Origin of the sequence: Sulfurospirillum deleyianum DSM 6946, from assembly GCF_000024885.1 — a bacterium.
GTDB classification, from domain to species: domain Bacteria; phylum Campylobacterota; class Campylobacteria; order Campylobacterales; family Sulfurospirillaceae; genus Sulfurospirillum; species Sulfurospirillum deleyianum.
On record NC_013512.1, the window covers coordinates 1,625,153 to 1,651,767 of the forward strand.

Annotated in this window: 25 protein-coding genes; 3 read left to right on the forward strand and 22 right to left on the reverse strand. The window is 39.0% G+C overall.

Translation table 11 applies throughout. The features are described 5' to 3' along the window. On the forward strand, positions 1-1,191 hold the full coding sequence (argJ, locus tag SDEL_RS08105) for a bifunctional glutamate N-acetyltransferase/amino-acid acetyltransferase ArgJ (protein WP_012857375.1): 1,191 nt from the start codon (positions 1-3) through the stop codon (positions 1,189-1,191). Between the two features lie 54 nt (positions 1,192-1,245). Continuing rightward, complete coding sequence (locus SDEL_RS08110; RefSeq protein WP_012857376.1) at positions 1,246-1,473, forward strand: HP1242/YdcH family protein; 228 nt, start codon at positions 1,246-1,248, stop codon at positions 1,471-1,473. 17 nt (positions 1,474-1,490) lie between these two features. On the opposite strand, the gene SDEL_RS08115 is transcribed toward SDEL_RS08110, so the two are convergent. From SDEL_RS08115 to yajC, 12 genes are read right to left on the reverse strand one after another with little or no spacing between them, the layout of a single operon-like run. Next, positions 1,491-2,156 carry a 3-methyladenine DNA glycosylase gene (locus SDEL_RS08115; protein WP_012857377.1) on the reverse strand — a complete coding sequence of 222 codons (666 nt, stop codon included), beginning with the start codon at positions 2,154-2,156 and terminating at the stop codon, positions 1,491-1,493. Further along, positions 2,149-2,955 (reverse strand): TIGR00282 family metallophosphoesterase, encoded by an 807-nt coding sequence (locus SDEL_RS08120; RefSeq protein WP_012857378.1) that lies wholly within the window; start codon positions 2,953-2,955, stop codon positions 2,149-2,151. Before SDEL_RS08120 ends, SDEL_RS08115 begins: the two co-directional genes overlap by 8 nt. After that, on the reverse strand, positions 2,952-5,921 hold the full coding sequence (gene mfd / locus SDEL_RS08125) for a transcription-repair coupling factor (RefSeq protein ID WP_012857379.1): 2,970 nt from the start codon (positions 5,919-5,921) through the stop codon (positions 2,952-2,954). The genes SDEL_RS08120 and mfd overlap by 4 nt, the downstream gene beginning before the upstream one ends. Beyond that, entirely contained in the window at positions 5,922-6,314 is a 393-nt protein-coding gene (locus SDEL_RS08130) for a bactofilin family protein (RefSeq protein WP_012857380.1), read from the reverse strand. Continuing rightward, entirely contained in the window at positions 6,254-7,153 is a 900-nt protein-coding gene (locus SDEL_RS08135) for a peptidoglycan DD-metalloendopeptidase family protein (RefSeq protein WP_012857381.1), read from the reverse strand. Before SDEL_RS08135 ends, SDEL_RS08130 begins: the two co-directional genes overlap by 61 nt. Beyond that, positions 7,150-8,301, reverse strand: coding sequence for a bifunctional folylpolyglutamate synthase/dihydrofolate synthase (locus tag SDEL_RS08140; protein ID WP_012857382.1), 1,152 nt, complete (start codon positions 8,299-8,301; stop codon positions 7,150-7,152). Before SDEL_RS08140 ends, SDEL_RS08135 begins: the two co-directional genes overlap by 4 nt. After that, the gene (locus SDEL_RS08145; RefSeq protein ID WP_012857383.1) at positions 8,298-9,842 is read right to left on the reverse strand and encodes a GGDEF domain-containing protein; all 1,545 of its coding nucleotides are present in this window, start codon (positions 9,840-9,842) and stop codon (positions 8,298-8,300) included. Before SDEL_RS08145 ends, SDEL_RS08140 begins: the two co-directional genes overlap by 4 nt. Continuing rightward, on the reverse strand, positions 9,826-10,341 hold the full coding sequence (gene lptE / locus SDEL_RS08150; protein ID WP_012857384.1) for an LPS assembly lipoprotein LptE: 516 nt from the start codon (positions 10,339-10,341) through the stop codon (positions 9,826-9,828). Before lptE ends, SDEL_RS08145 begins: the two co-directional genes overlap by 17 nt. A 1-nt stretch (position 10,342) precedes the next feature. After that, a complete protein-coding gene (gene leuS, locus SDEL_RS08155) occupies positions 10,343-12,790 on the reverse strand; it encodes a leucine--tRNA ligase (RefSeq protein WP_012857385.1) in 2,448 nt (815 codons plus the stop codon). Between the two features lie 15 nt (positions 12,791-12,805). Continuing rightward, positions 12,806-13,777, reverse strand: a complete 972-nt coding sequence (gene secF / locus SDEL_RS08160) for a protein translocase subunit SecF (protein ID WP_012857386.1) — start codon at positions 13,775-13,777, stop codon at positions 12,806-12,808. After that, positions 13,777-15,363 (reverse strand): protein translocase subunit SecD, encoded by a 1,587-nt coding sequence (gene secD / locus SDEL_RS08165; RefSeq protein ID WP_041666355.1) that lies wholly within the window; start codon positions 15,361-15,363, stop codon positions 13,777-13,779. Before secD ends, secF begins: the two co-directional genes overlap by 1 nt. Next, positions 15,356-15,631 carry a preprotein translocase subunit YajC gene (yajC, locus tag SDEL_RS08170; protein ID WP_012857388.1) on the reverse strand — a complete coding sequence of 92 codons (276 nt, stop codon included), beginning with the start codon at positions 15,629-15,631 and terminating at the stop codon, positions 15,356-15,358. Before yajC ends, secD begins: the two co-directional genes overlap by 8 nt. On the opposite strand from yajC, the gene SDEL_RS08175 reads away from it, so the two are divergent. Next, complete coding sequence (locus tag SDEL_RS08175; protein ID WP_190275659.1) at positions 15,616-16,878, forward strand: apolipoprotein N-acyltransferase; 1,263 nt, start codon at positions 15,616-15,618, stop codon at positions 16,876-16,878. The genes yajC and SDEL_RS08175 overlap by 16 nt on opposite strands. Positions 16,879-16,918: 40 nt before the next feature. Here SDEL_RS08175 and metK read toward each other — a convergent pair whose 3' ends face one another. The 10 genes from metK to SDEL_RS08225 all read right to left on the reverse strand — a co-directional run bounded on the left by metK (position 16,919) and on the right by SDEL_RS08225 (position 26,601). After that, the gene (gene metK / locus SDEL_RS08180) at positions 16,919-18,133 is read right to left on the reverse strand and encodes a methionine adenosyltransferase (RefSeq protein WP_012857389.1); all 1,215 of its coding nucleotides are present in this window, start codon (positions 18,131-18,133) and stop codon (positions 16,919-16,921) included. 262 nt (positions 18,134-18,395) lie between these two features. After that, positions 18,396-19,076: a leucyl/phenylalanyl-tRNA--protein transferase gene (gene aat, locus SDEL_RS08185; RefSeq protein WP_012857390.1), complete on the reverse strand. Its 681-nt coding sequence runs from the start codon at positions 19,074-19,076 to the stop codon at positions 18,396-18,398. Next, positions 19,066-21,264 carry an ATP-dependent Clp protease ATP-binding subunit ClpA gene (clpA, locus tag SDEL_RS08190; RefSeq protein WP_012857391.1) on the reverse strand — a complete coding sequence of 733 codons (2,199 nt, stop codon included), beginning with the start codon at positions 21,262-21,264 and terminating at the stop codon, positions 19,066-19,068. The genes aat and clpA overlap by 11 nt, the downstream gene beginning before the upstream one ends. Positions 21,265-21,274: 10 nt before the next feature. Next, positions 21,275-21,583: an ATP-dependent Clp protease adapter ClpS gene (clpS, locus tag SDEL_RS08195; protein WP_012857392.1), complete on the reverse strand. Its 309-nt coding sequence runs from the start codon at positions 21,581-21,583 to the stop codon at positions 21,275-21,277. A gap of 9 nt (positions 21,584-21,592) precedes the next feature. After that, a complete protein-coding gene (locus SDEL_RS08200) occupies positions 21,593-22,198 on the reverse strand; it encodes a thioredoxin domain-containing protein (RefSeq protein WP_012857393.1) in 606 nt (201 codons plus the stop codon). Between the two features lie 56 nt (positions 22,199-22,254). Next, positions 22,255-22,719, reverse strand: coding sequence for an SsrA-binding protein SmpB (gene smpB / locus SDEL_RS08205; protein ID WP_012857394.1), 465 nt, complete (start codon positions 22,717-22,719; stop codon positions 22,255-22,257). A 4-nt stretch (positions 22,720-22,723) separates the two neighbouring features. After that, the gene (locus SDEL_RS08210; RefSeq protein WP_012857395.1) at positions 22,724-23,500 is read right to left on the reverse strand and encodes a 4-(cytidine 5'-diphospho)-2-C-methyl-D-erythritol kinase; all 777 of its coding nucleotides are present in this window, start codon (positions 23,498-23,500) and stop codon (positions 22,724-22,726) included. Then, the gene (gene csrA, locus SDEL_RS08215) at positions 23,500-23,727 is read right to left on the reverse strand and encodes a carbon storage regulator CsrA (RefSeq protein ID WP_012857396.1); all 228 of its coding nucleotides are present in this window, start codon (positions 23,725-23,727) and stop codon (positions 23,500-23,502) included. The genes SDEL_RS08210 and csrA overlap by 1 nt, the downstream gene beginning before the upstream one ends. Before the next feature lies 1 nt (position 23,728). Next, on the reverse strand, positions 23,729-24,556 hold the full coding sequence (locus tag SDEL_RS08220; protein ID WP_012857397.1) for a pseudouridine synthase family protein: 828 nt from the start codon (positions 24,554-24,556) through the stop codon (positions 23,729-23,731). Then, positions 24,556-26,601 (reverse strand): ATP-dependent helicase, encoded by a 2,046-nt coding sequence (locus SDEL_RS08225; protein ID WP_012857398.1) that lies wholly within the window; start codon positions 26,599-26,601, stop codon positions 24,556-24,558. The genes SDEL_RS08220 and SDEL_RS08225 overlap by 1 nt, the downstream gene beginning before the upstream one ends. Positions 26,602-26,615 lie beyond the last annotated feature (14 nt).

The following is a 26,615-nucleotide window of genomic DNA, read 5'->3' on the forward strand; positions in this document are numbered from 1 at the left end:
ATGTTCACACTTTTACCGCTTCAAAATGGTTTAGATAATGTTACTGGTTTTTTTCATCAAGGCGTTTGCGCTGGTTTTAAACCCAACGGAAAAAATGATGTGGCATTTATTCGCTCAAACAAGCCATGCGATGTTTCTGCCGTTTTTACTAGCAATGTCTTTCAAGCAGCACCCATTAAACACTTTTTACGTTATCCCAAAGGGTTTCAAACCAATTTTATTTTAATGAACGCTAAAAATGCTAATGCGATGACCGGTGCAAAAGGGATTGAAGATATTGATACCCTTTTTGGCAAACTCAAAGAAAAGTTTCCAACACTGCACAATCCTATTATGAGTTCAACAGGTGTCATTGGATACCGTTTGAATGTTGAAAAACTCTCAACCGCTTTTGAGCTTTTTGATTTTAACGCTAAAGATTCTCATGCGACAGCCTCAGCCATTATGACCACCGATAGTTTTAAAAAAGAGCTCTGTTTTAAAGTGATTCTTGAAGATGGAAGCTTTTTTCATATCGCAGCCATCTGTAAAGGTGCTGGGATGATAAACCCTGCTATGGCAACCATGCTCTGTTTTATTCTTACCGATGCGAATATCCCAAAAACTGACATGGACGCCCTTCTCCTTCCTGCCATTCAAGAATCTTTTAACGCTGTTAGTGTCGATGGAGATACCTCAACCAACGATACTGTCCTTCTTTTAAGCTCCAAAAAGAGTGGTGTTTATGACAAGGAAGCTTTCAATGAAGCACTTCGTCTTATCACCAAAGAGTTAAGCCTTATGCTGGTTCGTGATGGTGAAGGTGCTACTAAAGTGGTCGCTTTTGAAGTCAGTGGAGCTAAAAGCCTTGAAGAAGCAGAACGAGCGGCTAAAGCGCTGAGTAATTCACTCTTAGTAAAAACCGCCCTTTTTGGAGAAGATCCAAACTGGGGACGCATCGCTTCAACCATTGGGGCAAGTGGCATTACATGTAATGAAGAGAGCCTTGTCATTCACTACGATGATGTTTTAATTTACTCTCATGAGCAACGCTCTTTGGATGCAGAAACAGAGAAAAAAGCAGCTGCAGTCATGAAAAAAGAGTCGTTTCGTATTCATTGTGAATTGGGTGTAGGGGCATATTCCTTTACCGCTTATGGCTGTGACTTAGGACATAAATACGTTGAAATTAATGCGGATTATCGTACTTAGCCTTAAAATTAAGCACATTTTGATACAATAAAACTAAATCTACAAGGAGTTATCATGTTACACGAATACAGAGATATTATCTCAAAACTTAAAGTTGACAACGCTCACTTTGCTAAAATTTTTGAAAAACACAATGAACTTGACCAAAAAATTACGGATGTTGATGAGGGTAGAGAGCATATGAGTGATTTAGATCTTGATGCGTTAAAAAAAGAAAAACTTAAACTTAAAGATGAAGCGTATGCGATCATTGTTGCATACAAAAAAGAAAACAACCTCTAAAACACAGTGTTTGGGTCTTAAAGACCCAAACATACCACATCAACTACTTTTCCACGGCTCTTTTCTTTACAAAACTCCACAATTTTTCCATGAAACCGTGCGTAAATTTCATGTAAAGGCATCTCTTTTTCATAAAGCTTTTCAATAGCACGCTTATGACTTTCAACGCCTTCTTCCATCCACGATTGAAGCTCTTGGTACGATTCAAAGCTATAACCAAAGCCATTTAAAAGTCTTGCGGTGTAAGCATCCATTACCATAATATCTCGATGACACGCATAACACAAAATGGAATCCGCACTCTCCTCACCAATACCTTTTTGTGCCAATAACCACTTTCTACTCACACTCTCATAAAATCTATCAAATGAGCCAAAATCCCTTAAAATAGCTTTTGTAAGATAATAGAGATTTTTAGCTTTGGTGTTGTAAAAACCACTAGGCTTAATCGCATTCGCGACGGTTTCAAGGTCTAATTCTTGGAATGTTTCAAGGCTTTTTACCCCTAGGTTTTCAAGATTTAAAAGACTCTCTTCTACCTTTTCCCATTTTGTTTGCTGCGTTAGAATTGCGCCTAAGATAACCCAAAATGTTCCAGAACGAGGCCACCATAAAGAATCACGCATCCCTTTTAAATACCCTTGTGCCTTAAGAGCACATAATAATTCAAAACTGCTATTCATAGTCAGCTTCTAGGCGTACCATCGCTTTGTCATCAAAAAGTTTGAGTTTAAAAGCATGGACACATTTTCCTTCTTCAATATCCATCACAATCATCTGCACTATTTTTTTACATTTTTTGGGAATATCCAAAGAGGCGGGAAGCCCTGTTAAAAAACGTTTCAATGGCGCTTCTTTATCCATACCAATCACACCATCGCGAGCGCCACTTAAACCTACATCACTCACATAACATGTGCCTTCAACGACCTGTAAATCATCCGTTCCCACATGGGTGTGGGTTCCTAAAATCGCACTCACCCTTCCCTTTAAAAGATGAAGCATCGCATATTTTTCAGAGGTAACTTCCGCATGAAAATCCATAATAATACTCTTAATACCCTCTTCTTGGAGGGCATTGACAGCTTTTTGTGCCCGTAAAAAAGGATTTTCCACCATGGGCATTCCATAATGTCCCATGACATTAAGCACGGCTACTTTTTCATCCTTTACATGTAAAACACGCACCCCACTTCCAGGCACTCCCTCGGGGTAATTGAGCGGTCTTAAGATGGGCATCACATCTAAAAAAGGAATAATCTCTTTTTTATCCCACGAATGATTGCCCCCTGTTAAAACATCTACTCCATAGGAAAGAAGCTCTTTTGCATGTAAAGAGCCCAACCCAAATCCATGACTGGCATTTTCACCATTGGCAATCACACAATCAATTTCATACTCTTTACGCAATTTTCGCAAATGCGTCTCAAGCATCCCTCGACCAGGTTTTCCCACAATATCACCGATAAACCCTATTCTCACGATGGATTCCTTAAATAGTGTAAAACCGTATCAATCACATCGTCATCATCTCTGCTACGAGATTGTAAGGTTTGTTTTTTCTCATCTTCATATTTCAACGTAATCATCTGCCCATAATTTGAAACTAAGACAATATGATGTTGTGTCGCTAAAATTTTGATTTCAATAAGCTGTAAAAATTGTTTCGTAGGCACATCCATTTTCCCAAAACGATCCAGCATCTCTTCTTCAATCTCAAGCACCTCATGAATGCTTCCACAACGACTCAAGCGCCTATAAAGCTCTAAGCGCACCCTATCTTCAGCAATGTAACTATCGCTAATAAACGCACTAATGGAAAGTTTCATATCCACTTCTCGTGACGCCACAGGTGTTTTTCCCATTAACGCATTAATCGCATCCTCAAGCATCCTAAGATACAAGGCATACCCAATATTTTTAAGATGCCCACTTTGCGCCTCGCCTACTAAGTTTCCACCGCCTCGAATTTCCAAATCATGATACGCTAAAATCGAACCACTCCCCAAATAGGAATTGGACTCAAGCGCAATGAGACGTTTTTTAGCCGATTCGGAGAGACTCTCTTTTTCTTTCACTAAAAAGTAACAAAAGCCTTGGCGTTTACTGCGCCCTACACGCCCTCGTAACTGATGCAAATCTGCCATACCAAAATGATCCGCCGCATCAATCATAATCGTATTGACATTAGGAATATGAATACCCGATTCGATAATCGATGTGCTTAAAAGTAGGTCATACGCTTTCTCTTCAAAACGCAACATCTCTTTTTCGGTCACACTGGCACTAATTTCAGAGTGAAGCGTTAAAATACGCAAATTGGGCATCATAGAGAGTAACTCTTTACGTTTTGCTTCAATGGTCGCAATGCGATTGTGCACAAAAAAGATTTGACCACCCCGCCTCATTTCACGCAAAATTGCCTCTTTAATCACTTTTTCATCGTACTCTTTGACAAAGGTACGAACATCTTCTCTATCACTAGGAGGTGTGAGAAGCTGTGAATACTGTTTGATGGAGCTTAACGCCATATTGAGACTTCTAGGAATCGGGGTTGCGCTCATGGAGAGAATGTGTACATTTTCTCTAAAATTTTTCAGTTTCTCTTTTTGTTTGACCCCAAATTTATGCTCTTCATCGACAACCACTAACGCAGGATTAAAAAGCTCAACATCAAAAAGCGAATGCGTTCCCACGCACACCTGTAAAGCGCCACTCTTGAGCTCTTTTAAAATGAGCTGTTTTTGTGCTGCGGTGGTAAAGCGGTCTAATTGCGCTACTTTAATATTATATTTTGCAAAACGATGGGAGAGACTTTTGAAATGTTGCGCACACAAAAGGGTTGTAGGCGCAATTAGCAATGCTTGAAATCCTTTTTGAACTGTCGCAAAAATGGCATTCATCGCCACCTCCGTTTTACCAAAACCGACATCACCACTTAAGAGCCTGTCCATCATTTTACCGCTTTTAAAATCCACCAAAATCTCATCAATCACACGCTTTTGATCTTCGGTATACATAAATCCCGCATCCGCTTGAAACGCTTGAAGTTCTTCGTTTTCAATGGCGATGTTTAAGCCTTCAACCATCTCACGCTTTGCCGCAATCGCAATAATCTCACTGGCAATTTCTAAAAGACGCTCTTTGGTTTTAGCTTTAAGTTTTTGAAAACTTCCCTTACCAAGGCGATCAACACTAACCAATCCACCGCTTTCACCGATGTATCGATCTATGACATGTAAATTTTCCACAGGCAAAAGAAGTTTGTCATCACCCAAATATTCTATCAACACAAAATCTTTTGTCGCCCCTAAAACACTGACCTGTGTTAACCCCTTAAAAATACCAATCCCATAATTTTCATGTACAACATAATCGCCATTTTTCAGCTCATCAAGAACAATGCGCACACGTTTGCGTTTTTGCTTGCTAAGAGGCTTATTTAAAGAGAGAATCACCTCATCCGCACTCATGATATTCACAATGCGTTCACTCTGAATCCATTTTACATGTAAAGCATCCAGATCCACCATACGCAGTAAAACTTCATTCTTTGCTAAAAGGGTTATCTTCTTTTTCTGGTGCAGCTCTATAAAGGTTTTAATGTTACTAGGCGCAATTTCACGGTACGCTTTTGGAGTAGAAAGAGAAGGAAGTAAACGCAGTTTTTTCACCCCTTCTTCATCAAAAAGAGCTATTTCATTACACTCGTCGACTGCATCCATACTCAAATACGTTTTAAAACGCTCTGTATAAACGTCTCCACTCTCCCCTAAAACCCATAAGCCCAGTGAGTGAATGTCTTTGGTAAAGCTATCGCTTTTCAGCGTTTCAATGCGTCTTTGCATCAACGCATAACGACTCTCATCTAAGGCAAAAAGCGCAGGAAAAAGAAGCCACTCTTCTAACTCATCTTTAAGACTTTTTTGACTCTCGCACTCGAAAAAACGAATACTTTCTACCTCATCATCAAACAAGCTAATACGTAGAGCATAATCACTGTTAGGCGGAAAAATATCAATAATATCGCCTCGTATTGAAATTTCACCCTTACCTTGTACGACATCAACGGCTAAGTAACCCCAATAAAACATCTGTTCACGAAAACGCTCCAGATGCAAACGCATTCCAAACGCTAAGGTTAAGGTTGAAAAGAGTTCTACTTTAGGAAGAGGCGTTAAGAGGGTTCGAAGTGGAGAAATGAGAATTTTTTTAGAAGAAGCATCGTGGTAAAAAGCATACAGTACACGTAAAAGCTCCACCATTTCCTCATGAAAGGAGAGCAAATCATCCCCATAATTAGCTCTTAAATCAGGTAAAACATAACTTTTTTTACCACAATACAAAGCAACTTCAGAAGCAAGAAATGCCTCTTTATCACCCTTAACCCCTAAAAGTTCACACTCATTTTTTGTTTGTAAAAATTCATAAAACGCTGCTTGTAACAATTAATCCCTCGGCTCTTCATACGTGATAACATGAGGTGCGTCACTTTTGATTTTGCTTTCACCCTCAAAAATAGCTTTTGCTTCAATGACAAGTTCTTTAGAGAAAACCTTACCTAAAAATTTTCCACCCTCTAAAACTTCGACATTTTCACAATCCGCATTCCCCTCAAAGAGCCCATTCACAATCAAACGACTGGCATGAATCTCTCCTGATATACGTCCTTGTTTTCCAATGGTAACAATGCTATCAGAGAGCACTTTACCCACAATCTCACCATCGACATGTAAACGGGTTTGACAATTAAACACACCCTCTACTTTAGCTCCACTGGCTATGATAGTGGTTTCAGAAGCGGGGATTGTGCATTGATCAGCTTTATTAAAGATTCCCATGTGACTCTCTTCTCCTTTGTAAAGATTTCCATAAAATTCGCACCACTCCATTGAACAAAGGGTGCTGGATCTAACGTACGACCAATAAACTTTATCTCATAATGCAAATGAGGACCCGTGGAGAGTCCTGTGTTTCCAGAGTAAGCAATCACATCACCCTTTTTAACAAACTGCCCCTCTTTCACAACCGCTTTATTCTGTAGATGAGCATAATAACTCTCAAATCCATAATTATGACTGAGAGAAACGATATTGCCATACCCACTGTTTTGATGATACTTGATAAATTTAACAACCCCATCAGCAGGAGCTAAAATAGGCGTTCCAATAGACGCTCTAAAATCAAGTCCTGTGTGAAACTCTTTTCGTTTTAAAATAGGATTTTCTCTCCAACCAAATTTTGAAGAGATGCCATTGTGGGCGATTACTTCACCACTTGGGATATTATCGAAAAATGTTTTTTGCTGAAGAATATTCAAATCCAACTCTTCTAGGCGAACGTCTAAAGACTCCTCTTCATTGACCCGCAATCCAATGAGCTCTTCCATAGAACCAATCTTATCACGAATCGTTTCATACTCTTGCGCTTTTTCTGAAACCTTCGCTTGTAATTCTTCATTTTGAGCAATCAAAAGATTGCGTTCTTTGACGGCTTCTTCTTTTTTTGTCTCTAAATGCGATAACTCTTTGGTTAAAAATAAAATTACAAAACTACCGACTAAAATAACAAGTGCCACAAAAAGGGTAAAATATAAAAGAAATTTTTTAATCAGCTGATGCAATAAGAAATGACGTGAACCATGCACGTCTGAGATGGTTACGGTAAATCTATCTTTCACTTCACTCCTTTTAAAAAGGCTTCAACCACCGAAAAAGAACCAAAAACCAGATACTCTTTATCTGTTTCAATTCCATTAAAAGGTTGTGCTTCTATGCCAAGTGCCAATGCAGCGGCATAAATATCTTCCCCAAACGCCGCACGAGGGCTTTGAATCTCAATCACCAAAAGCGTTTCTATGATGGGTTTTAAAATGATTAAAATAGCTTTAAAATCTTTATCTTTATAGCTGTTATAGACCAAATGAACCTTTTTCCCGTCAAACGTTTGCGCCAAAGCCTGTGCCGCCATGGCATTATGCCCCACATCCAGTGTCACATTGGGCAGAACTTTTTGGCAACGTCCTTGCAAAATATCTTCAACCCAGACATCTTGAGTTATATCATACCCTAGTACTTTTAATGCACAGTACGCAGTTTTAAAATTCTCTTTCAAAAAGAAAGGTAAAGGTGATGAAACGAGTTTTTCTACGGGGGTAAAGCCTGTTTCATCCCATATTTTTTCTACATAAAAAACAGGATATTTACACGCTTCACTTCGCTTCTGAGCAATGGCATTCACCTCGTTAGCATACTGCTTTGCCACTACCATATCATTGCAAACACTGTTAATTTTAGTGTGCGCAATCGCTTCAATCGTCTCACCCAAGAAAGCCTGATGGTCTAATCCAATCGGTGTAATAATAGAGAGTATTTTTGGAAAGACATTGGTCGCATCATACTCTCCACCCAGCCCAGCTTCTAAAATCACATACTCACAATTCGTGGAGAAAATAACCATAGCAAGAAGCGTTGTATATTCAAAATAAGAAAGTGCCTCTGCCATCGCGGGAGATAGCCATGTTAAAAGCGTCTCGTGCGCCTTTTCAAGCACATCTTCTTCAACATCCCTTCCATCCATCCAAATGCGTTCATTAAACTTTAAAATATGCGGAGAGGTATAATGCCCTACATGTAAACCTTGAGCACGCAATAAGGTCGCTAAAAAACGTCCCGTAGTGCCTTTCCCATTGGTACCTACAAGATGAATAATTTTAGGAAGTTTTGAAAAATACGAGCGAATACTCGCATAAGCGTTTGGCATTCTCTCATAATCAATCACATCATAATAGAGCGGTTTAGTGGCTAAAAACGTTTCTAAAGAGGTCATAACACAGGCATCACTTGATTTCGTCCAGCCTCTTTGGCTTTATACAAAAACGCATCCGCTGCACTAAGTGTCTCTTCTTTAGAGGTGTATTGCGAACGCTGTGCTACACCGCAACTCACCGTTACACTAATACGCTCATTTTTATAGAGAAACTTAAATTGTTCAACAATAGAGCGAATTTTATCGGCAAAATGAATCGCATGCACCAAATCGGTACTAGGAAGCACGACTAAAAACTCCTCTCCACCATAGCGTCCCGCAAAATCAACCTGACGTACGTATTTGCGCAAAATTTTTCCCACAGTTGAGAGAATGACATCGCCTGCTTCATGTCCAAAGGTATCATTCACTCTTTTAAAATAGTCAATATCAATAAAACAGAGCGTATAATCAATCTTGTAACGCATAAATGCCTCTTCAACACGCCCTAATTCTGCACTTAAAGCTCGTTTAGTCGCAACATGCGTTAAAAAGTCAATTTTCACCTCTTGTTTTGCTGCCACTAAAGCAGATTCGAGTTTATTCACACGATTTTGTAATTTTGTAATGGTTTCTTGATTGCTGAGCATTTTATCGTGTAAGGTTTTTGTTTCGCTCTCTAAAGAAGAGGCGATATGTAAAAGTTTTGCATGCACCGTTTCAAAACTATCGTGTGAAAAATTGATGTTTTGTAAATCAGCTCTGATTCCTTTGACCTGTTCATGACTGACTTGGCTGCTTTGAATCAACTCAGCAATACGTTTATTAATCTCATCTAAGACTTTATCGAGTACAGAGACCTTTTTTTGGACTTCTGCTTTATCGAGTTCAATACGCTTGCCAATCAAAGAACGAATCTCTTTTTGAAGAGCAGGTGTACCTAAGGCATCAGGAGACTGACGTAATTCTGCGCTAATATTTGCCAACTCATCATTCATACCTGAAGCAATAGAGGGGACAAGAGAAGCGATAATCAAAGGCACAAGCGCCTTATAAAGCTCACCGCTCGTATCTTTGTCTAAGAGTTTGACAATATCCCTCACCATCATTTCCAAATCATCTTTATTCACATGCCCATAAAGGTCTAGTTTCTTCAGATAATGATCATTATAGTTAGAGATAAAGTCAAACCATTTATCTTTCACCAATTCAATAGACTGAATATTTTGATGAAAATCAATCCGCTCCAAAGAGGCATTAGCAAGGCTGGTTGCTTTAGCGTCGTGCAGGAGCGTAATGGCTTGCAATAAACGCTTGGACAAAAGATTCAGCGCATTGATCATTTTAATTGCGTCACCTTCATTCACACGATTGACTCGTGCGACTAAAAAAGAGAGCAACTCATCAAGGGAAGCGATATTAAACCGTTTCATATCTGCTATCACACTTGATTCTAATTTTTTAGTATATTTGTCAACTTTTTGACAATCTTCAACAATTACCCCTTTTTGCTTTGCCACTTTACAAAAAACAGCAGCATAATTGTCAGGGGTTAAATTAAGGTGTTCAGCTTTGACTCTTTCTAAAGCTTCTTTGATAATTTCATTAATGGTTGTTGCCATTGCGCAACCCTTTAATTGCAATTTTAGAAACAAACTCATCTAAAGAATCTGATGCCGCTGCTCGAATTGCCTCGAAGCGATTCGAATCAGAGATAACACTATTGGATTCGATGGAGAAGTCATACTCTCCTGAAACCGTTAATTTTTCGACTTTTTTCGCAGCATTTTCATACTCAATCACAAGCGTCACGGTTGTTTTATAGGCAATAACATATCCATAAATATCATAAATTAAAGGAGAAAAAGAGATCGATTGAATCTTTACATGTAACGTACTATCCGCCTCTTCTTTACTCACTAACTTTGCACTAAAACGATTAACGACTGCTTCATTGACAGCATCTTTAATGATTACACTGTTTCTTGGATCTTGCCTAGAGATCGTTACGTCTGCATAAATTTTCTCCCCAAGTGCTCTTTTTGCATAATAAGAAGAGGGTTTATACCCACATCCAACCATAAAAAAAGCAATCAAGAGTCCAAGAAAAAGTTGTTTCATTTTACTTTACCACCAAGTTAATCAATTTATTAGGGACATAAATCTCTTTAATCACTTCACTGCCCTCTAACCATTTTGCAGCACTCTCTTTGCCACGTCTTAGGGCTTCCTCTTTTGAGATAGAGGTTTCAACTTCAATTTCAGAGCGTTTTTTACCATTCACGGTTACGGCAAGTATCATACTCTCTTCTACAAAAACTTCTTCTTTGATGGTAATGGGTGAAAAATTCGCACACCCAAACAGTGTTTCGCTCATCTCCCAGCATACATGCGGAATAATCGGTTCTAAAACATTTAAAAGCACAAAATATCCCTCACTCCACACATTCGCATCGTTTTGATCACTTAGAGCATTGAGCGCTTCCATACATGCCGCAATCAATGTATTAAAGGTATATCCACCCTCAAAAATCTCATTCGATTTTTTCAATGCTTCATACACTTTTTTACGAGCATATTTTGACTCTTTAGAAAGTGTTGCATGATTAATGTCTGGAATCTTTTTACATGTAAAAGCATTTTCACTCTTTTGCGCAAAGCGTTTTAAGAAACGAAACGCTCCTTCAACCGCACTGTCATTCCACTCCAACTCTTTTTGAGGAGGCGCTGCAAATAAAATAAACAGACGTGCCGTATCCGCTCCATAGGTCTTAATAATAGCATCAGGATCAACGGTGTTGCCTTTACTTTTACTCATCTTCGAGCCATCTTTAAGCACCATACCTTGGGTTAAAAGATTGGCAAACGGCTCATCGGTATTGACATAGCCTAAATCACGAAGCACTTTGGTAAAAAAGCGTGCATACAAAAGATGTAAAATCGCATGCTCAATACCCCCAATATATTGGTCTACGTTCATCCAATAATTGGCACTCTCTTTATCAAAAGGAACATCATTCCACAAGGACGGGTCTGTGGTATAGCGTAAAAAATACCAACTGGATTGGAAAAAAGTATCCATGGTATCGGTTTCACGAATCGCATTCTCACCACAACACGGGCACGTTGTATATTTCCATGTTGGATGTTTATCCAAAGGATTGCCTTCACCTTTAATTTCAACATCATCAGGCAAGGCAACAGGAAGATTTTCAAATTTTTCAGGAACCAGTCCGCATTTGGGACAATGAATCATCGGAATTGGCGCACCCCAATAACGCTGACGGCTAATTCCCCAATCACGCAATTTGTAATTAATGACTTTGGTACCCATTTTCTGTGCTTCAAAATGAGCAATAATGGCTTTTTGAGCCTCTTTCGATGCAAGACCACTAAACTCAGCAGAGTTCACAAGTGTACCGTATTCAGTCGTTGCGCATGTACCATCAAAAGGTGTGTTACTCTCAATACTTTGAATAATGGGTAAATTATATTTGCTTGCAAATTCAAAATCACGCTCATCATGGGCTGGAACTGCCATAACAGCACCCCCACCGTATTCGATTAAGACAAAATTTGCTACCCAAACAGGCACTTTTTTACCTGTTAAAGGATGCATGACCTCTATCTCTAAACTCACACCCTCTTTAGGTGCTTGAGCACGCTCACGTGCCCCCACACGTTGCATCGCTTTAATCTGCGCAATCTTCTCTTCACTTAAAAGTTTATGCTCAATCAAATAGTTCACAATCGCATGTTCAGGCGCTAAAGCAGAATAACTCACCCCATAAATCGTGTCAGGACGCGTGGTAAAAACTTTATAACTCTCAAACTGATGAGCAAGTTTTGCCTTAGCATCATCACTTAAGTTAAACGAAAATTCCAACCCTTCACTGCGTCCAATCCAATTTTCTTGCATGGTTAAAACTTGATTGGGCCAACCCGCTTTGAGTTTTTCACAATCATCAAGTAACTCTTGAGCATACTGTGTGATTTTGAGGTAGTAACCGGGGAGCAAACGCTGTTCTACTGGGTTATCACACCTCCAACAACATCCCTCTTCGACTTGCTCATTGGCAAGAACAGTTTGGCAAGTGTTACACCAATTTAGCGTGGCACTTTTTTGATACACCAAGCCTTTATTAAACATCTCAATAAAAATACGCTGTTCATGTTTCGTATAAAGCACATCGCTGGCGGCAAACTCTCGTTTTTTAGAAAAAGAGAGTCCCAAAGAAGCAAGTTCTTTACGCATATAATCAATATTTTCATACGTCCATTTTTTCGGATGTACCCCATGCTTAATCGCCGCATTTTCTGCTGGCATACCAAAACTATCCCAACCAATAGGGTGCAGTACATTAAAGCCATTTTTACGATGATGTCGTGCGATCGCATCCCCAATCGTATAGTTACGCACGTGTCCCATATGAATACGCCCACTAGGATAAGGAAACATACTTAAAATATATTTTTTTGCTTTGCTAAAATCAGTGGATGGCTCAAACGCTTGGGTTTCATCCCATGTTTTTTGCCATTTTTTCTCAATTTCTAAAGGATTGTACTGCATTCTCTCTCCATCACATTAAACCGTGCCTTTTTCATACATGGCACGCATTTTGGCTTTTTCAATTTTATTTTTCTCTCTCAACGCAATTTTAGCTTTATACTTTTCAACACTAAATCCAATCAATGTTAAAAAGGGAGCAGAGATAAAAATAGAACTATAAGTACCAATAATAACACCTAAAAGCATCGTAAAACTAAACCCGTGAATAATCTCTCCTCCAAAAATATAGAGGGTTAAGACCACAAAGAAAACCAATAATGAAGTAATAGTCGTACGAGAAAGCGTTTTAGAAACACAAATATTAATAATTTCTGAAAAATTCATATTTTTTGTCTCTTCAAGCTCTTCACGAATACGATCAAAAATAATAATCGTATCATTAAGCGAATACCCGATTAATGTTAAAACAGCTGCTAAAACGTCCAAGCTAATCTCAATATTAAAAAGAATGATAGCGCCTAACGTAATGGTAATATCATGCACAAGCGTAATAATGGAAGCCACCGCAAATTTCCATTCAAAACGTACAGCCACATAAATCAAGATACCAATAACAGCTAAAATAGCAGAAATAATTCCCTTTTCACGTAGTTCACTACCAATTTTAGGACCCACAATATCAATTTTTCGAATATCAAAGCTACCTGTATCTTTAAGCAGCGTACGAATATGATCCCCAATATCTTGTCCCACACTTTCACTCACGGTTGAAAAGCGAATAACAATCTCTTCATCAGAACCAAATTCCGTAATTTGTGCACCTGCGAACATTTTATCTTTTGCAAGATCTTCTCTGATTTTATCTAAAGGGGCTTTCGCCTCGTACTTGATTTGAACAACCGTTCCTCCAGCAAAATCAACACCATAGTCAAAACCCTTTGTAACAATCAAGACCAAAGAAATGGCTGCTAAAAAAAGTGTTGAAAGGACAAAAGAGCGTCCGTATTTCATAAAATTATAAATTTTACCTTTTGAAAAAAATTCCATTAGTGACCTCTCTTTTTCATGCCAAACCAAAAATTAATGCTATGCTTTTTCTCTATATAAGACATCAATGCCTCATACATGCCATGCGTTCCTAAAATCGCTGTCAACATTGAGATTAAGTTACCAATCAGCATGCTAATAGCAAAACCTTTGATAGGTCCCGTACCATAGACATACAAAATAATAGAAGAGACGGCTAAGGTTAAATTACCATCTACAATCGCACTCATCGCATTTTCATACCCTTTTTCAACCGCCTGCCTAATGGCAATGCCTTGACGCAGTAATTCTCGAATACGTTCATTAATAATAACATTCGCATCGACTGCCATACCGAGGCTTAAAACGATACCTGCCATACCAGGGAGTGTTAAAGTGGCTCCAAAAAGTGCCATAATAGCAATCAAAAGTATAAAATTGACCAATAAAGCAATACTTGCAAATACACCAGCCATATGATAATACATAATCAAAAAAGCAACAATTAAGAAAAATCCAGAAATCAAGGCAAGAGAACTTGCTTGAATACTATCTGCTCCTAACGATGGACCCACACTGCGTTTCTCTAGCAAAGTTACAGGAGCCAATAATGCACCACTACGCAAAGCAATCGCAACATCGTGTGCTTCTTTCACACTAAAACCACCACTAATTTGACCACTTCCCCCACCAATACGCTCACGGATATTCGGTGCAGAATAGACTTTATTATCTAAAACGATGGCTAAACGATTTCCAATATTACTCGCTGTAAAGTCACCAAAAATTTTTGCACCTTCTGAATTAAGCGTAAAATTAATCACAGGCTGTTTCATATCGCTAAAACCAACTTTAGCGTCCGTGAGCATACTTCCATCCAAGATAGGAATCTCTTTGAGAACATAACGAATGGTATCGCTCTTAGCATCACTTAAGATAACATCACCATATTGTGCTGCTTCTGTTGGACTCATCGTATTGGCACGGTCTTGTTTTTTTTCATCCACTGCCATGAGTTGTAAATGCGCTGCTTTAGCAATCAATTCACGAGCACGTTGCTCATCTTCTGCATTTTTAATACCAGGAAGTTCAACTAAAATTTTATCGTTTCCTTGTTTAGCGACATTGGGTTCAGCCAAACCAAATTGATCCAAACGGTTACGAATTGTCTCTATGGCTTGAGAAATCGCATACTCTTTAGTCAGCTCTTTTTCTTTATCTTCAAGAGAAAGAGTATACGCTAAACCTGTTTTTTCACTCTGCAATCCACTAATCGTTTTAATCATCTCATCAAGCTTTTTCTCTTCATCCTTATCTAAAAGAGTAAAAGAAAGCACATCACCATTGATTTTCAAATCATCAATAATTATGTCATTGCTTTGGGAGAAAAATTTGATACTTGAAGCGATAGATTTTATTTTTGATTTGATAGCTTCTTCGGTTTTAACGCCTAAAAGCATATGAAGACCACCTTGAAGATCAAGACCTAAAGAGATTTTTGCCCCTTTTTCACTTTGCAAAAATGTAGGCATTGACATGCCTACTCCAAAAATAATAGCAATAACAAAAATGACTAAACGATAGTTCAATTTTCTACTGTTATTCATCGATTTTCTTTGAAATATAATCGCGTGAAACTTTAACAATGACACCTTCATCATTAAGCTTAACTTTGATAGAATCCTCTTCAGGTTTCACAACTTCACAGATTAACCCACCATTGGTAATGACTTTATCACCTTTTTTAAGGGCATCAATCATCTCTTTGTGCTTTTTAACCTGCTTTTGTTGTGGACGAATCACCAGAAAATAAAAAATCGCAAAAAGAACAACGAGTGGAAGTAAAGAAGAAATTAAATTTGCAGAACCTTGCATGGAAATCCTTTGTTAGAAAAATTTTTGATATTTATTTTACCCGCATTTATATAATAAAAGCCTTTGTTATAGCACTTTGCCTTTGTGCTTTTATTTACTTTAGTTATTTTGAGCTCACCTCTTTACTTCTCAATTCCCTTTTCGCTTTTCTAGGATTTTACCTTCTTTTAGGGGAGCATCGTGCAGTATGGTTTTGGAGTGGTTTCTTTACAGGTATTTTATGGTTTTATTGGATTAGTTTTAGTTTTGTCTATTACGACCTTGCTTTTCTTATTCCTTTCGTGATTCTTGGTGTTGCCCTGATCTATGCGTTTTTATTTTGGCTGATAGGTAAACTCTCTTCTTGCATCTATGTTCAAGCGCCTCTTCTGTTTGGTCTTAATTTTGTTGATCCTTTTGGGTTTAATTGGCTCAAACTTCAACTCACGCTCTTAGACAGTTATTTTTCAACAACCTCTCTTGTCTTTGGCTTATTTTTACTGAGTACTGCACTCCTTAAAGCACTTCCAAAATGGTTTAAAACCCTCTCTATCGCACCTTTAATCCTTGCACTCCTGTGGCAACCCCCTACACATTTAACACCACCTGTGTTGGATGTTGCGTTACCCACTATACATGTCCCTCAATCACAGCGTTGGGATGCTGCGTATCAAAAAGAGGCAATTACGCTTAATTTTTCATTGATTGAAGAGGCTATCGCAAACAAAAAAGAGTTGATTATTTTGCCAGAGAGCGCTTTTCCACTCTACCTAAACCTAGCACCTAAACTCATAGACGCACTGAAAACCTATTCACAGAAAATTGCGATTGTTACAGGCGCACTGACCTATGAAGAAAATCAAGGATTTTTTAACTCATCCTACTTTTTTCATCAAGGAGAGATGCAGATCGCTCATAAAGTGGTGTTGGTTCCTTTTGGAGAGGAAGTACCTTTCCCTGCGTTTATGATCACGATCATTAATCAACTCTTTTTCGATGGGGCAAAAGATTATCAAAAGGCAAAAGAACCGTTTGATTTTGTGATAAATAAAGCCTCTTTTAGAAACGCAATCTGTTTTGAAGCAACGACTGATACACTTTTTAAAGGAAATCCAAAACAGATGATAGCCATTAGCAATAACGCATGGTTTTATCCTTCTATTGAACAAACCTTACAACATTTACTGCTACGCTACTACGCAAAGAAGTATCAAACGGTGATTTACCACAGTGCCAACAGTGGTAAAAGTGGAGTGATTTTACCGTAAAGATGAGGCTTACTCATCTTTACATGTAAAAAGAAAATACCTATTTTTTGAGGGTTTTAAAAAGCTCTACGGCGTCAAGTTTTTCCCACGGATAATCACTCTGTCCAACTTGTCCACGTGCTGCGACATCAGCATACAAAAAGGTATCTTCACTTGGCTTATCCAAACCAAATTTTTCCGTAATCCAACGAGGGGTTAAACTAAAGGTATTGAGAACAAACTCAGAGAGGAGATCATCACTCACGCTGGTGTATGTACCAAACGTATCCACAGAAACCGATACGGGTTTTGCAACACCAATCGCATAGGAAAGCTGAACCGAACATTTCTTCGCCAATCCTGCGGCAACAATGTTTTTAGCAATCCAACGTCCTGCATAAAGCCCACTTCTATCCACTTTAGTATAATCTTTGCTCGATTGCGCACCACCCCCAATAGGAGCATAGCCACCAAAACTATCGACAATCAGTTTACGACCCGTAAGTCCTGAATCGTGCAGTGAACTGTGATTGACATAACGCCCTGTTGGGTTGATATGAATAATCGTATCATTAGGATCATACAACTCCGTAGGAAGTCCTGTATCGTCAATTAATCCTTTAATGAGCGTTCGCACCTCTTCAATACTCATATGCTCGTTGGAAGGAGCAGAGACAACAATGGTATGGATTTTTTGAGGTTTGCACTCTTCAAAATTTTGTTTGGTACCATAATCTACTGTCACTTGGGTTTTAATATCTACACCGAGTTTATGATTATGTTTTAGTGCATACTGATAGACTTTATCGCACAGCATTCTCGCATACGTAATTGCTGCTGGCATAAAATCAGCCGTTTCACAAGAAGCAAATCCAAACATAATGCCCTGATCACCCGCACCAATTTCACCACTTTCTTGATCCACGCCTTGGTTAATGTCACTGCTTTGCTGATTAAGAAGGACTTGTACTTTCACCTCATCGGGGTGCAAACATTGCTCTTTTGTAAACGAAGACTTACCATCGTAACCAATTTTAGCAAGCGCATCTTTGACAATTTTTTCATAATCCGAAAAAGAGAGAATACGTTTGGTATTGACCTCTCCACCAATAATGACATGTTTACCTGCAACAAAAACCTCACTCGCGACACGAGAGTTTTTATCGGCAATTAAGAGCGTATCCACAATGCTATCAGCGATGATATCCGCACATTTATCAGGATGTCCTGGGCTGACCACTTCAGAGGTAAAAAGGTAGTGTTGTGTGTGTTCCATTTTTGTTTTCCATTTCTTTGTTTTCCTGTTTCAAACACGTTTTAAAAAACTCTCGTTTTTTAAAAGCTTTTATGCTCTCATGTAAAGCATAAAGTTTGTCAACTTGTTTTCCATCCTTTTGTTTTCCATTTATGGTTTCAATGAAGACGAAACATAAAATAAAAGTTAAAAGTTTGAACTAGAACTATAAAAGCTCACCGCCTATTAAGAGGAGAATAATACTCCTTTTAACATAAAATTTTCTTTGACTCACATCAAAAAATCACCATGCGGTTGGTAGATTTTTGTTTAAACTCCTTGCTAACATCGCTAAAAATACTTCACGTTTTATCTCAGATGCACCCAAAGATTTAAGATGTTCCGTGGGCAACTGACAATCAATAAAATCTCCACCTAAGGCATTTATTTTCCTACACAGTCCCACCAAAGCAGCTTTGGAAGCATCCCTTTGGGTTGAGAACATTGACTCGCCACAAAAAACACCCCCAAGATAAAGCCCGTAAAGCCCACCTACGAGTTCTCCCTCAAAAAATGTCTCCACACTGTGTGCCAAACCCTTTACATGTAACGTACAAAACGCCTCGATTAGCGCTTCACTAATCCAGCTCTTTTGCCCTTTGTGCAGACGTGTCTCTAAGCACAAACGCATGACTTTTTCAAAATCAGTATCGTAGCGTATCTCAAAATGTTTCATACTTTTGTGAAGGCTTTTGCTGATTTTCATCGCATCAGGGAACAAAATCAAACGAGGATTGGGAGACCACCATAAAATAGGGTCATTTTCATTAAACCACGGGAAAATACCTTTTTGGTACGCTTGTATTAAACGCTCACACGAGAGATCTCCACCCCATGCTAAAAGCCCTTCATCACTTGCATCCAAAGGATTGGGAAAGCTAAAATCTTTTGGATGAAGCTGTGGAATAAGAATTTTAGTTGCCACCGCTGTAACTAAAGAGTAATTTTTTAGATTTTACATCAATCGTACAGACGCCACCATGCTTAAGCTTGCCAAAAAGCACCTCTTCTGCAAGCGGTGTTTTAATCTGCTCTTGAATCACCCGACGCATCACACGAGCGCCCATCTCTTTGCTGTATCCCTCACTTGCGAGCTGCTTCTTAGCCGCAAGCGTTGCGATAACTTTGACATTTTTGTCTTTGAGTTGCTCAGAGAGCTCATTTAAGAGTTTCTCGACGATATTGACCATCACCGCTTCGCTTAGGGGTGCAAAATGAATTACCTCATCCAAACGGTTTCGAAACTCTGGCGCAAAAAAGGACTTAATCGCCTCATCCGCACGAGAGGTCTCACTTTTGGTAAAGCCCATCGTTGGCGCTTCTTTAGTGCCTAAATTGGACGTCATAATAATAATAACATTGCGAAAATCAATCTTTGTGCCATTATTATCCGTCAAGGTCGCACTATCAAATATCTGTAATAAAATGTTGAGCATATCGGGATGCGCTTTTTCAATCTCATCGAGCAAAAGCACACAATACGGATGCTTTTTAATCGCCTCAGAAAGCTGACCACCCTCATCGTATCCCACATAACCAGGCGGTGCGCCAATCAAACGACTCACCGTATGCTTCTCCATATATTCGCTCATATCGTAGCGTTCAAAATGAACACCCAACTCATACGCCAACTGCTTTGCCACTTCCGTTTTTCCCACACCCGTAGGGCCTGCAAATAAAAAAGAGCCTATGGGCGAGGTAGGATTTCCAAGTCCCGCACGGCTTCGCTTAATGGCTTTACACAAAGCTTCAATCGCTCTATCTTGCCCAAAAATTTTAGCCTTCAAATGCGCCTCTAAGTGCGCCATCACCTCACCCTCATCTTGACTCACACTGCGACTTGGGATATTGGCAATTTTGGAGAGTACCGCTTCAAGATCACAGAGTTCCACCACTTTTTTACGCTTTTTGGCTAAGTGAAACGACGCACCCACTTCATCAATCAAATCAATCGCCGAATCGGGTAAGAACTTATCGCTAATGTACTTTTTCGCCAATTCCACAGAGGCTTTAATGACATCATTGGAATACTTCACGCCATGATGCGCTTCGTAATGACTCTTTAACCCTTTCACAATGGCAAACGCATCTTCAAGGCTCGGCTCTAAAATGTCAATTTTCGCAAAACGACGGCTTAGGGCTTTATCTTTATCAAAAAAGTTGCGAAATTCACCATACGTAGTTGCCCCAATACAGCGCAACTTACCAGAAGCAAGAACAGGCTTAAGCAAATTCGATAAATCCATCGAACCTCCTCCTGTTGCACCCGCCCCCACAATGGTATGAATCTCATCAATAAATAAAATAGCCCCTTTTTGCGCTTCCAGTTCAACGAGAATCTCTTTGAGGCGCTTTTCAAAATCTCCTCGATACTTTGTCCCCGAAATTAACGCTCCCATATCCAGCGCATACACAGGGGTATTTTTTAAAATTTCAGGCACTTTATTTTCACTAATGTAAAGAGCTAATCCCTCAACAATAGCCGTCTTCCCCACACCTGGTTCGCCCACAAGCAAAGGATTGTTTTTCTTTCTGCGACACAAAACCTGCATCATGCGTTTGAGTTCATCAGCCCTTCCAATTAAAGGGTCAATCTGTTTTTGATTTGCAAGGGCAATTAAATCAATCGTATATTTTACAAGCGCACTCTCTTTCTCTTCTTCTTTATTCTCTACTTTTTCTTCAGGAAGACTCAGCGCTGTGACCTCTTCAATAATCATTAACTTATCCACCCCATGTTGCATCAACAAGGCAACACAAAAAGCATTTTGTTCGTCCATCATCGCAATTAAAAGGTCATACACACTGGCTTCTGTTTTTCCCGCACTCTTTACATGTAACATCATAGACTCAATGACACGAGAGAGAGCAACCGTTTCTGCGGGTTCATAATTTTCATCACTGGGAACGACTTGAGGATGTACCGCAAAGTATTTTTCCATAGCACGTTTTAAAACCATCACACTCACGCCGCACTCTTGAAGCAAAGCAATAATATGTTCATTACTCAATAGCGCAAAAAAGAGATGATCCACCGTGATATATTCAAAACGGTGTTTTCGCACAAACGAAATCGCATCATTGAAAACAAAATTGAGTTCTTGACTTACCATACTCTTCTCCTTATTCTGCTTCCATAATGGCACGCAATGGGAATTTTTCTTCTTTTGCCATTTTTCTTACCTGTGACACTTTCGTCTCAGCAATTTCATAGGCATAAACCCCACATAAGCCTTTACCTTTTTCATGCACACTCAACATAATTTCAGTCGCTTTTTCAAAACTGTGATGAAAAATCTGCATCAAAACCTTAATGACAAATTCCATACTACTATAATCATCATTCAGTAAAAGAACCTTGTACAATCTAGGCTCTTTAATCTCAATGAGTTCAACCGTTTCATTTTCAAACGCTGGATTACTCTGATGCATCCAAATCCTCTATTTCGATACTAACTTATCAAGATCTTTTTGAATTACATCAAGTGAAACTTTGCCAATGTAAAATTTATTATTAGGGTCATTTTGATAGATATCCGTCACCTTCTGGTAAGCACCCTCTTTTAAAAGCACTTTAAACGGCACTTGAAGCGTTTGTTTGTAAGCGATATCTTGTAAAATTGTCTCGACAAGTTTTTTGTTCTTAGGTGAATTGCTAATGAAATAGTACGCATTGTATTTTGCTGCAAAATTTTCAATCACATACTCATCACTCACCTCTTCAAGAAAATTAAGACCAACGAGCATCAACTCTTCGCTATTTTGAAGCTGAAAATCCATCAAAGAAGGAGCCTCTTCTTGACATGGCTGACAAAAAGTACCAAAAATATCAATTAAAATAACTTTCCCTTCATCCTCTTCAATGACAAAGCCACCATTTTTACGCACTAACGTTAGTTTTGCTCCTGAAACGCTTTTAAGCTCAACCTTTTCACCCTCTTTGTAGGTCTCTTTCACAACACTTATGACCTCATTTTTAGGCTCAGAACTACAACCGATAAACAGTAGTCCTATCAAAACAACCATAAAACCAATATATTTTTTCATTGTATCCCTCATATTTTTTGGCTTATTCTACTTTTTTTAGATAAATAATCTGTAAACTACTCTTTATATGCATGATTTTTCATGGCTGTTTGTGCCTCTCGTTGTGCATCTTTTTCTTTTAAACTCTCTCGTTTATCATGTTCATTTTTACCACGAGCAAGTGCAATTTCCACTTTAGCAAGATTTTTTGCATTGAAATAGATGGCAAGAGGAACAATGGTCAAGCCATCTTTGGCGACTTTCATATCCCATTTACGTAATTGTTTTACATGTAAAAGCAATTTTCGAGGCGCTCGTTCATTCGGTGCAAAATTGAGATTGGCAGTTGAGAGGTGCGAAATATGCGCATTCAATAAAAACGCCTCCCCCTTAATAATCTTTACAAACGAATCTTTAAGATTGACTCTGCCTTGACGAATCGCTTTAACTTCACTGCCTTGAAGGACAATACCCGCTTCTAATTTCTCTAAAATTTCATAATCATGAAACGCTTTTTTATTGCGTGCAACCGCTTCACCCATTCTGCTATACCTTCTCTTTCATTCTAAAAAAACTACTCCCACTGCCACTAAAAAACCATCCCTCTTTGGCGTACGACGCTAAGACAGGATACGCTTTTAAACACGCCAGATACAAATCATTCAGTGCTTCTCTTCCATAAGCTTTAAGCAAAGCTTCACTTTTCATGTCAACCATGACGTGCGCCAAAGGAATATTCATCGATTGCAAAAAATATTCCCTATACATCTTGTAAACACGAGCTGTCTCACAAGCAAGAGGAGGCGTAAAAACCTCTAAATCTAATGCGACTTCGTCACACTTTTCAACCACTTCCCCAATGCCACTGACATTGGCACTCTCATACCCTGAGGCAAAAAAAGCAACATCCGCACCGACCCTACTTCCTAGCTCCATTTGCTCTTGCAGACTCAGGTTTAAATTTCCCACATCATTGAGCATATGTAAAAATGTGGCAGCATCACTACTTCCTCCACCAAGACCTGCTCCTTGAGGAATCACCTTCTTTACATGTAAAGCATACTCTTTCATTATTGCTTCAACGTCTTTGGCAAAACCATGACGCTGAAGCGTTTGAAAAATTTTATAAACGGTATTGTGCTCAAGTGAGCAGTTAAAATCACCCACTAACTCAAAAGGCGCAGAAGAAGTTTTTGGCACAAAAGAGAGGGTATCAAAAAGATGAGAAACGCGCATAAAGCGAGAAATTAAGGTATGGTAATTTCCACGAGTCCCCACAATTTTAAGAAAAATATTGATTTTAGCATGTGCGTGATACTGCATTAAAAAAGCTTCTTACTCAAATCTAACAGTGCATCTGAAGCAACACTACGACTCGCTTCAATATTACTCTCTTTAATCGCTTGCGCTAACTCTTCACGCAAAATCATCATCTCTTTAGGTGCGTCAAATCCTAATTTGACCAGCCCCTTAGAGATGTCGATCACCCGCACGGTGATATTATCATTCAAAATAACACCCTCACCTATTTTTCGTGTTAGTATTAACATGTTACGCCTTTAGCGATAATGAATTTAAAAGGTATTCTACTCCATCTGCACTGAGTTGCACAATACTAAGCATCTCATCATTGAGAATGTAATAAATACCCTCTTCTTGTTTTTCAAAATTTTCTACCTGCAATTTTCGACCTAAGAGCACATCTAAAGGGTCTCCAAGGTAACCATTGCGTGGTAAATCAAGATATGCTAAGGGATTAAGCGCTTTTTCGTGCTCATAAACAAATGCGCCTTCATTAAGCCTCTCTAGCGCACTTAAACACCCCTCAAATCCGAGCTTTTTTGCAATCATCTCGCCCATACTTCGCACATACCCACCCTCAGAAATAGTCATCTCAAAGGTTAAAAAAGGATGCGCATAATGCACCAAATGACACTCATACACTTCACTCGTAATCATTTTCATCTCAAAGTCTTGTTCACTTCGAGCCAAATCATACGCACGTTTTCCCTCTATTTTTTTAGCAGAATATTTCGGAGGAAGATAGGTTTTCTGCCCTATCATGCTCTTAAGTGCAATCGCAATCGAATCAGGATGAAAGGGCGCCATCTGCGTGACACGTTCTATTTTTTCATTATCCAATGTTGGACTAAATGCGCCAAGCCACAGCGTTGCCCGATAGGTTTTAGGCGCTTTTTTTAAAAAACGAAACAAACGGGTGTATTGCCCAAACGCAACAATCAAAACACCCTTTGCAAAAGGGTCAAGCGTACCTGAAAACCCCGCTTTTTTAACACCATAACGCCTTTTGATTCGACTTAAAAAGTGGTTGCAAACCATATCGGCAGGTTTATAGGCGACAAAAAGACGGTTTTGCATTAAATTTTCTCCACAAATGAAGCTAAAATATCTCGCTTTGTACCACTGAAATTAATTTGCAATTTAAACTCTCGTCCTACCTTGCTCACCTCACTCACACGCCCGATACCAAAAATTTTATGCTTCACCAAATCCCCTTTTTTAAACGAGGTGGTCTTCTCCAAAATCAAACTTCCCTCACAAACCCCCGCTTCTTTTAAAAAGCGACTTTTGGAAAGTTCTGTTCGCCTTCCTTTGTAAAAACGGCTACCTGAAAAGCTAAGGGTCAGCTCTTTTTTGGCTCTGGTTATAGCAACATACCCAAGCCTTCGCTCCTCTTCGATGTCACTTCCATCCCCAACCAATGGGAAAAATCCCTCTTCCAAACCAATCACAAACAGATACTCAAACTCTAAGCCTTTACTTGCGTGAATACTCATAATCGAAATATTTTCACTGTCAATATGGTCTTGATCACTCTGAAGCGCTAACTCATTTAAAAAATCATCGACACCCATATGCGGATTTTGTTTCACATAATCTCTAAAAAGTCCATAAAACTCATCAATGTTGGAGAGACGCTCTAGCGAGTCTGGCTGATTGTTATAATACTCTTTAATCGCAAATGCCTCTTCCATCGCATCTATCATGTCGTACGTTGAATTTTGCTGGACATTTTGCATATGCGCAATGTTTTCCACAAACGCTTTAAGCGCTAAAGCCGCCTTTTTTGTCGCCTCTTTTTCAATGGCAGATTCATTACATGTAATGTACGCATAAATGGATTGACTATTGTCATACGCCGCCTTAAAAATGCGTTCCATCGTAACTTTTCCCAATCCTCGCTTAGGACGATTGATAATGCGCTTAATGGAAAAATCATCATGCGGATTGGCGATAACACGAAGATAACTAATGACATCCTTCACTTCAGCACGTTCGTAAAACTTCACGCCTCCGACCATATTGTAAGGGATTTTCTCTTTATTTAGACCCTCTTCTAAAGAACGGCTCAGCGCATTAATGCGGTACAACACCGCAATATCTCTAGGACTCACACCGCTTTCAATAAGCTTTCTAATTTTTCGAGCAATACTCAGTGCTTCTTGGTTTTCATCGTGAGATTCAAGCACATCAATGGCTTTACCCTCTCCTTTGGTGCTTTCTAACACTTTACCAATGCGTCCACGATTATGCTCAATTAAATCATTGGCCGCTTTTAAAATTTGCGTTGTGGAGCGATAATTTTTCTCCAATTTCACAATTTTCACATTTTCAAAAGATTCGTGAAACTCTAAAATATTTTTAATGTTCGCTCCCCGCCAACCATAAATACTCTGGTCATCATCGCCGACCACACATAAATTACTATGTGTGTGGCAGAGTTTTCGAAGGAGTTTATACTGTAATTCGTTGGTATCTTGATACTCATCGACCATAATGTACTGATAGCGTCTACTGGTCTCTTCACACAAGCGCTCATCACTCTCTAAAATTTTATAAGGAAGCACTAAGAGGTCATCAAAATCAACCAAATTATTGGAGAGCAGATAATCTTCGTACTGTTCGTACAATTTAGCAATCACCTGATAATGATGTTGCTCCGCTTTTTCCCACGCCATCTTAGGATCCAGCAAAGAGGTTTTATAGCGAGAAATTTCACTGGCAATCATACTCGTTGGAAGCTCAGAGGAGGTATTGAGACTTTTTAAAATACGTTTTTTATCATCGGTATCTATCACCACAAAGCTATTTTTACGCCCTAATTTATCCATGTGAAATTTTAAAAAGAGTAAGCCAAATTTATGAAATGTACACAATAAAGGAGGATAGGTATGAGAGCCTATCATCGCCATCGCACGCTCTCTCATCTCACTAGCCGCTTTATTGGTAAAGGTAAGGGTGAGCGTATTGGCGGAGGGAATGCCTAAAGAAAGAAGGTATGAAAGCCGTGAAGTAATCGTTTTGGTTTTACCACTCCCCGCACCTGCTAAGATAAGCACAGGACCATCTACACATTTGACCGCATCTTGTTGTGATTCATTTAACATCGCTAAATCTTGCATACATTTCCACTTTA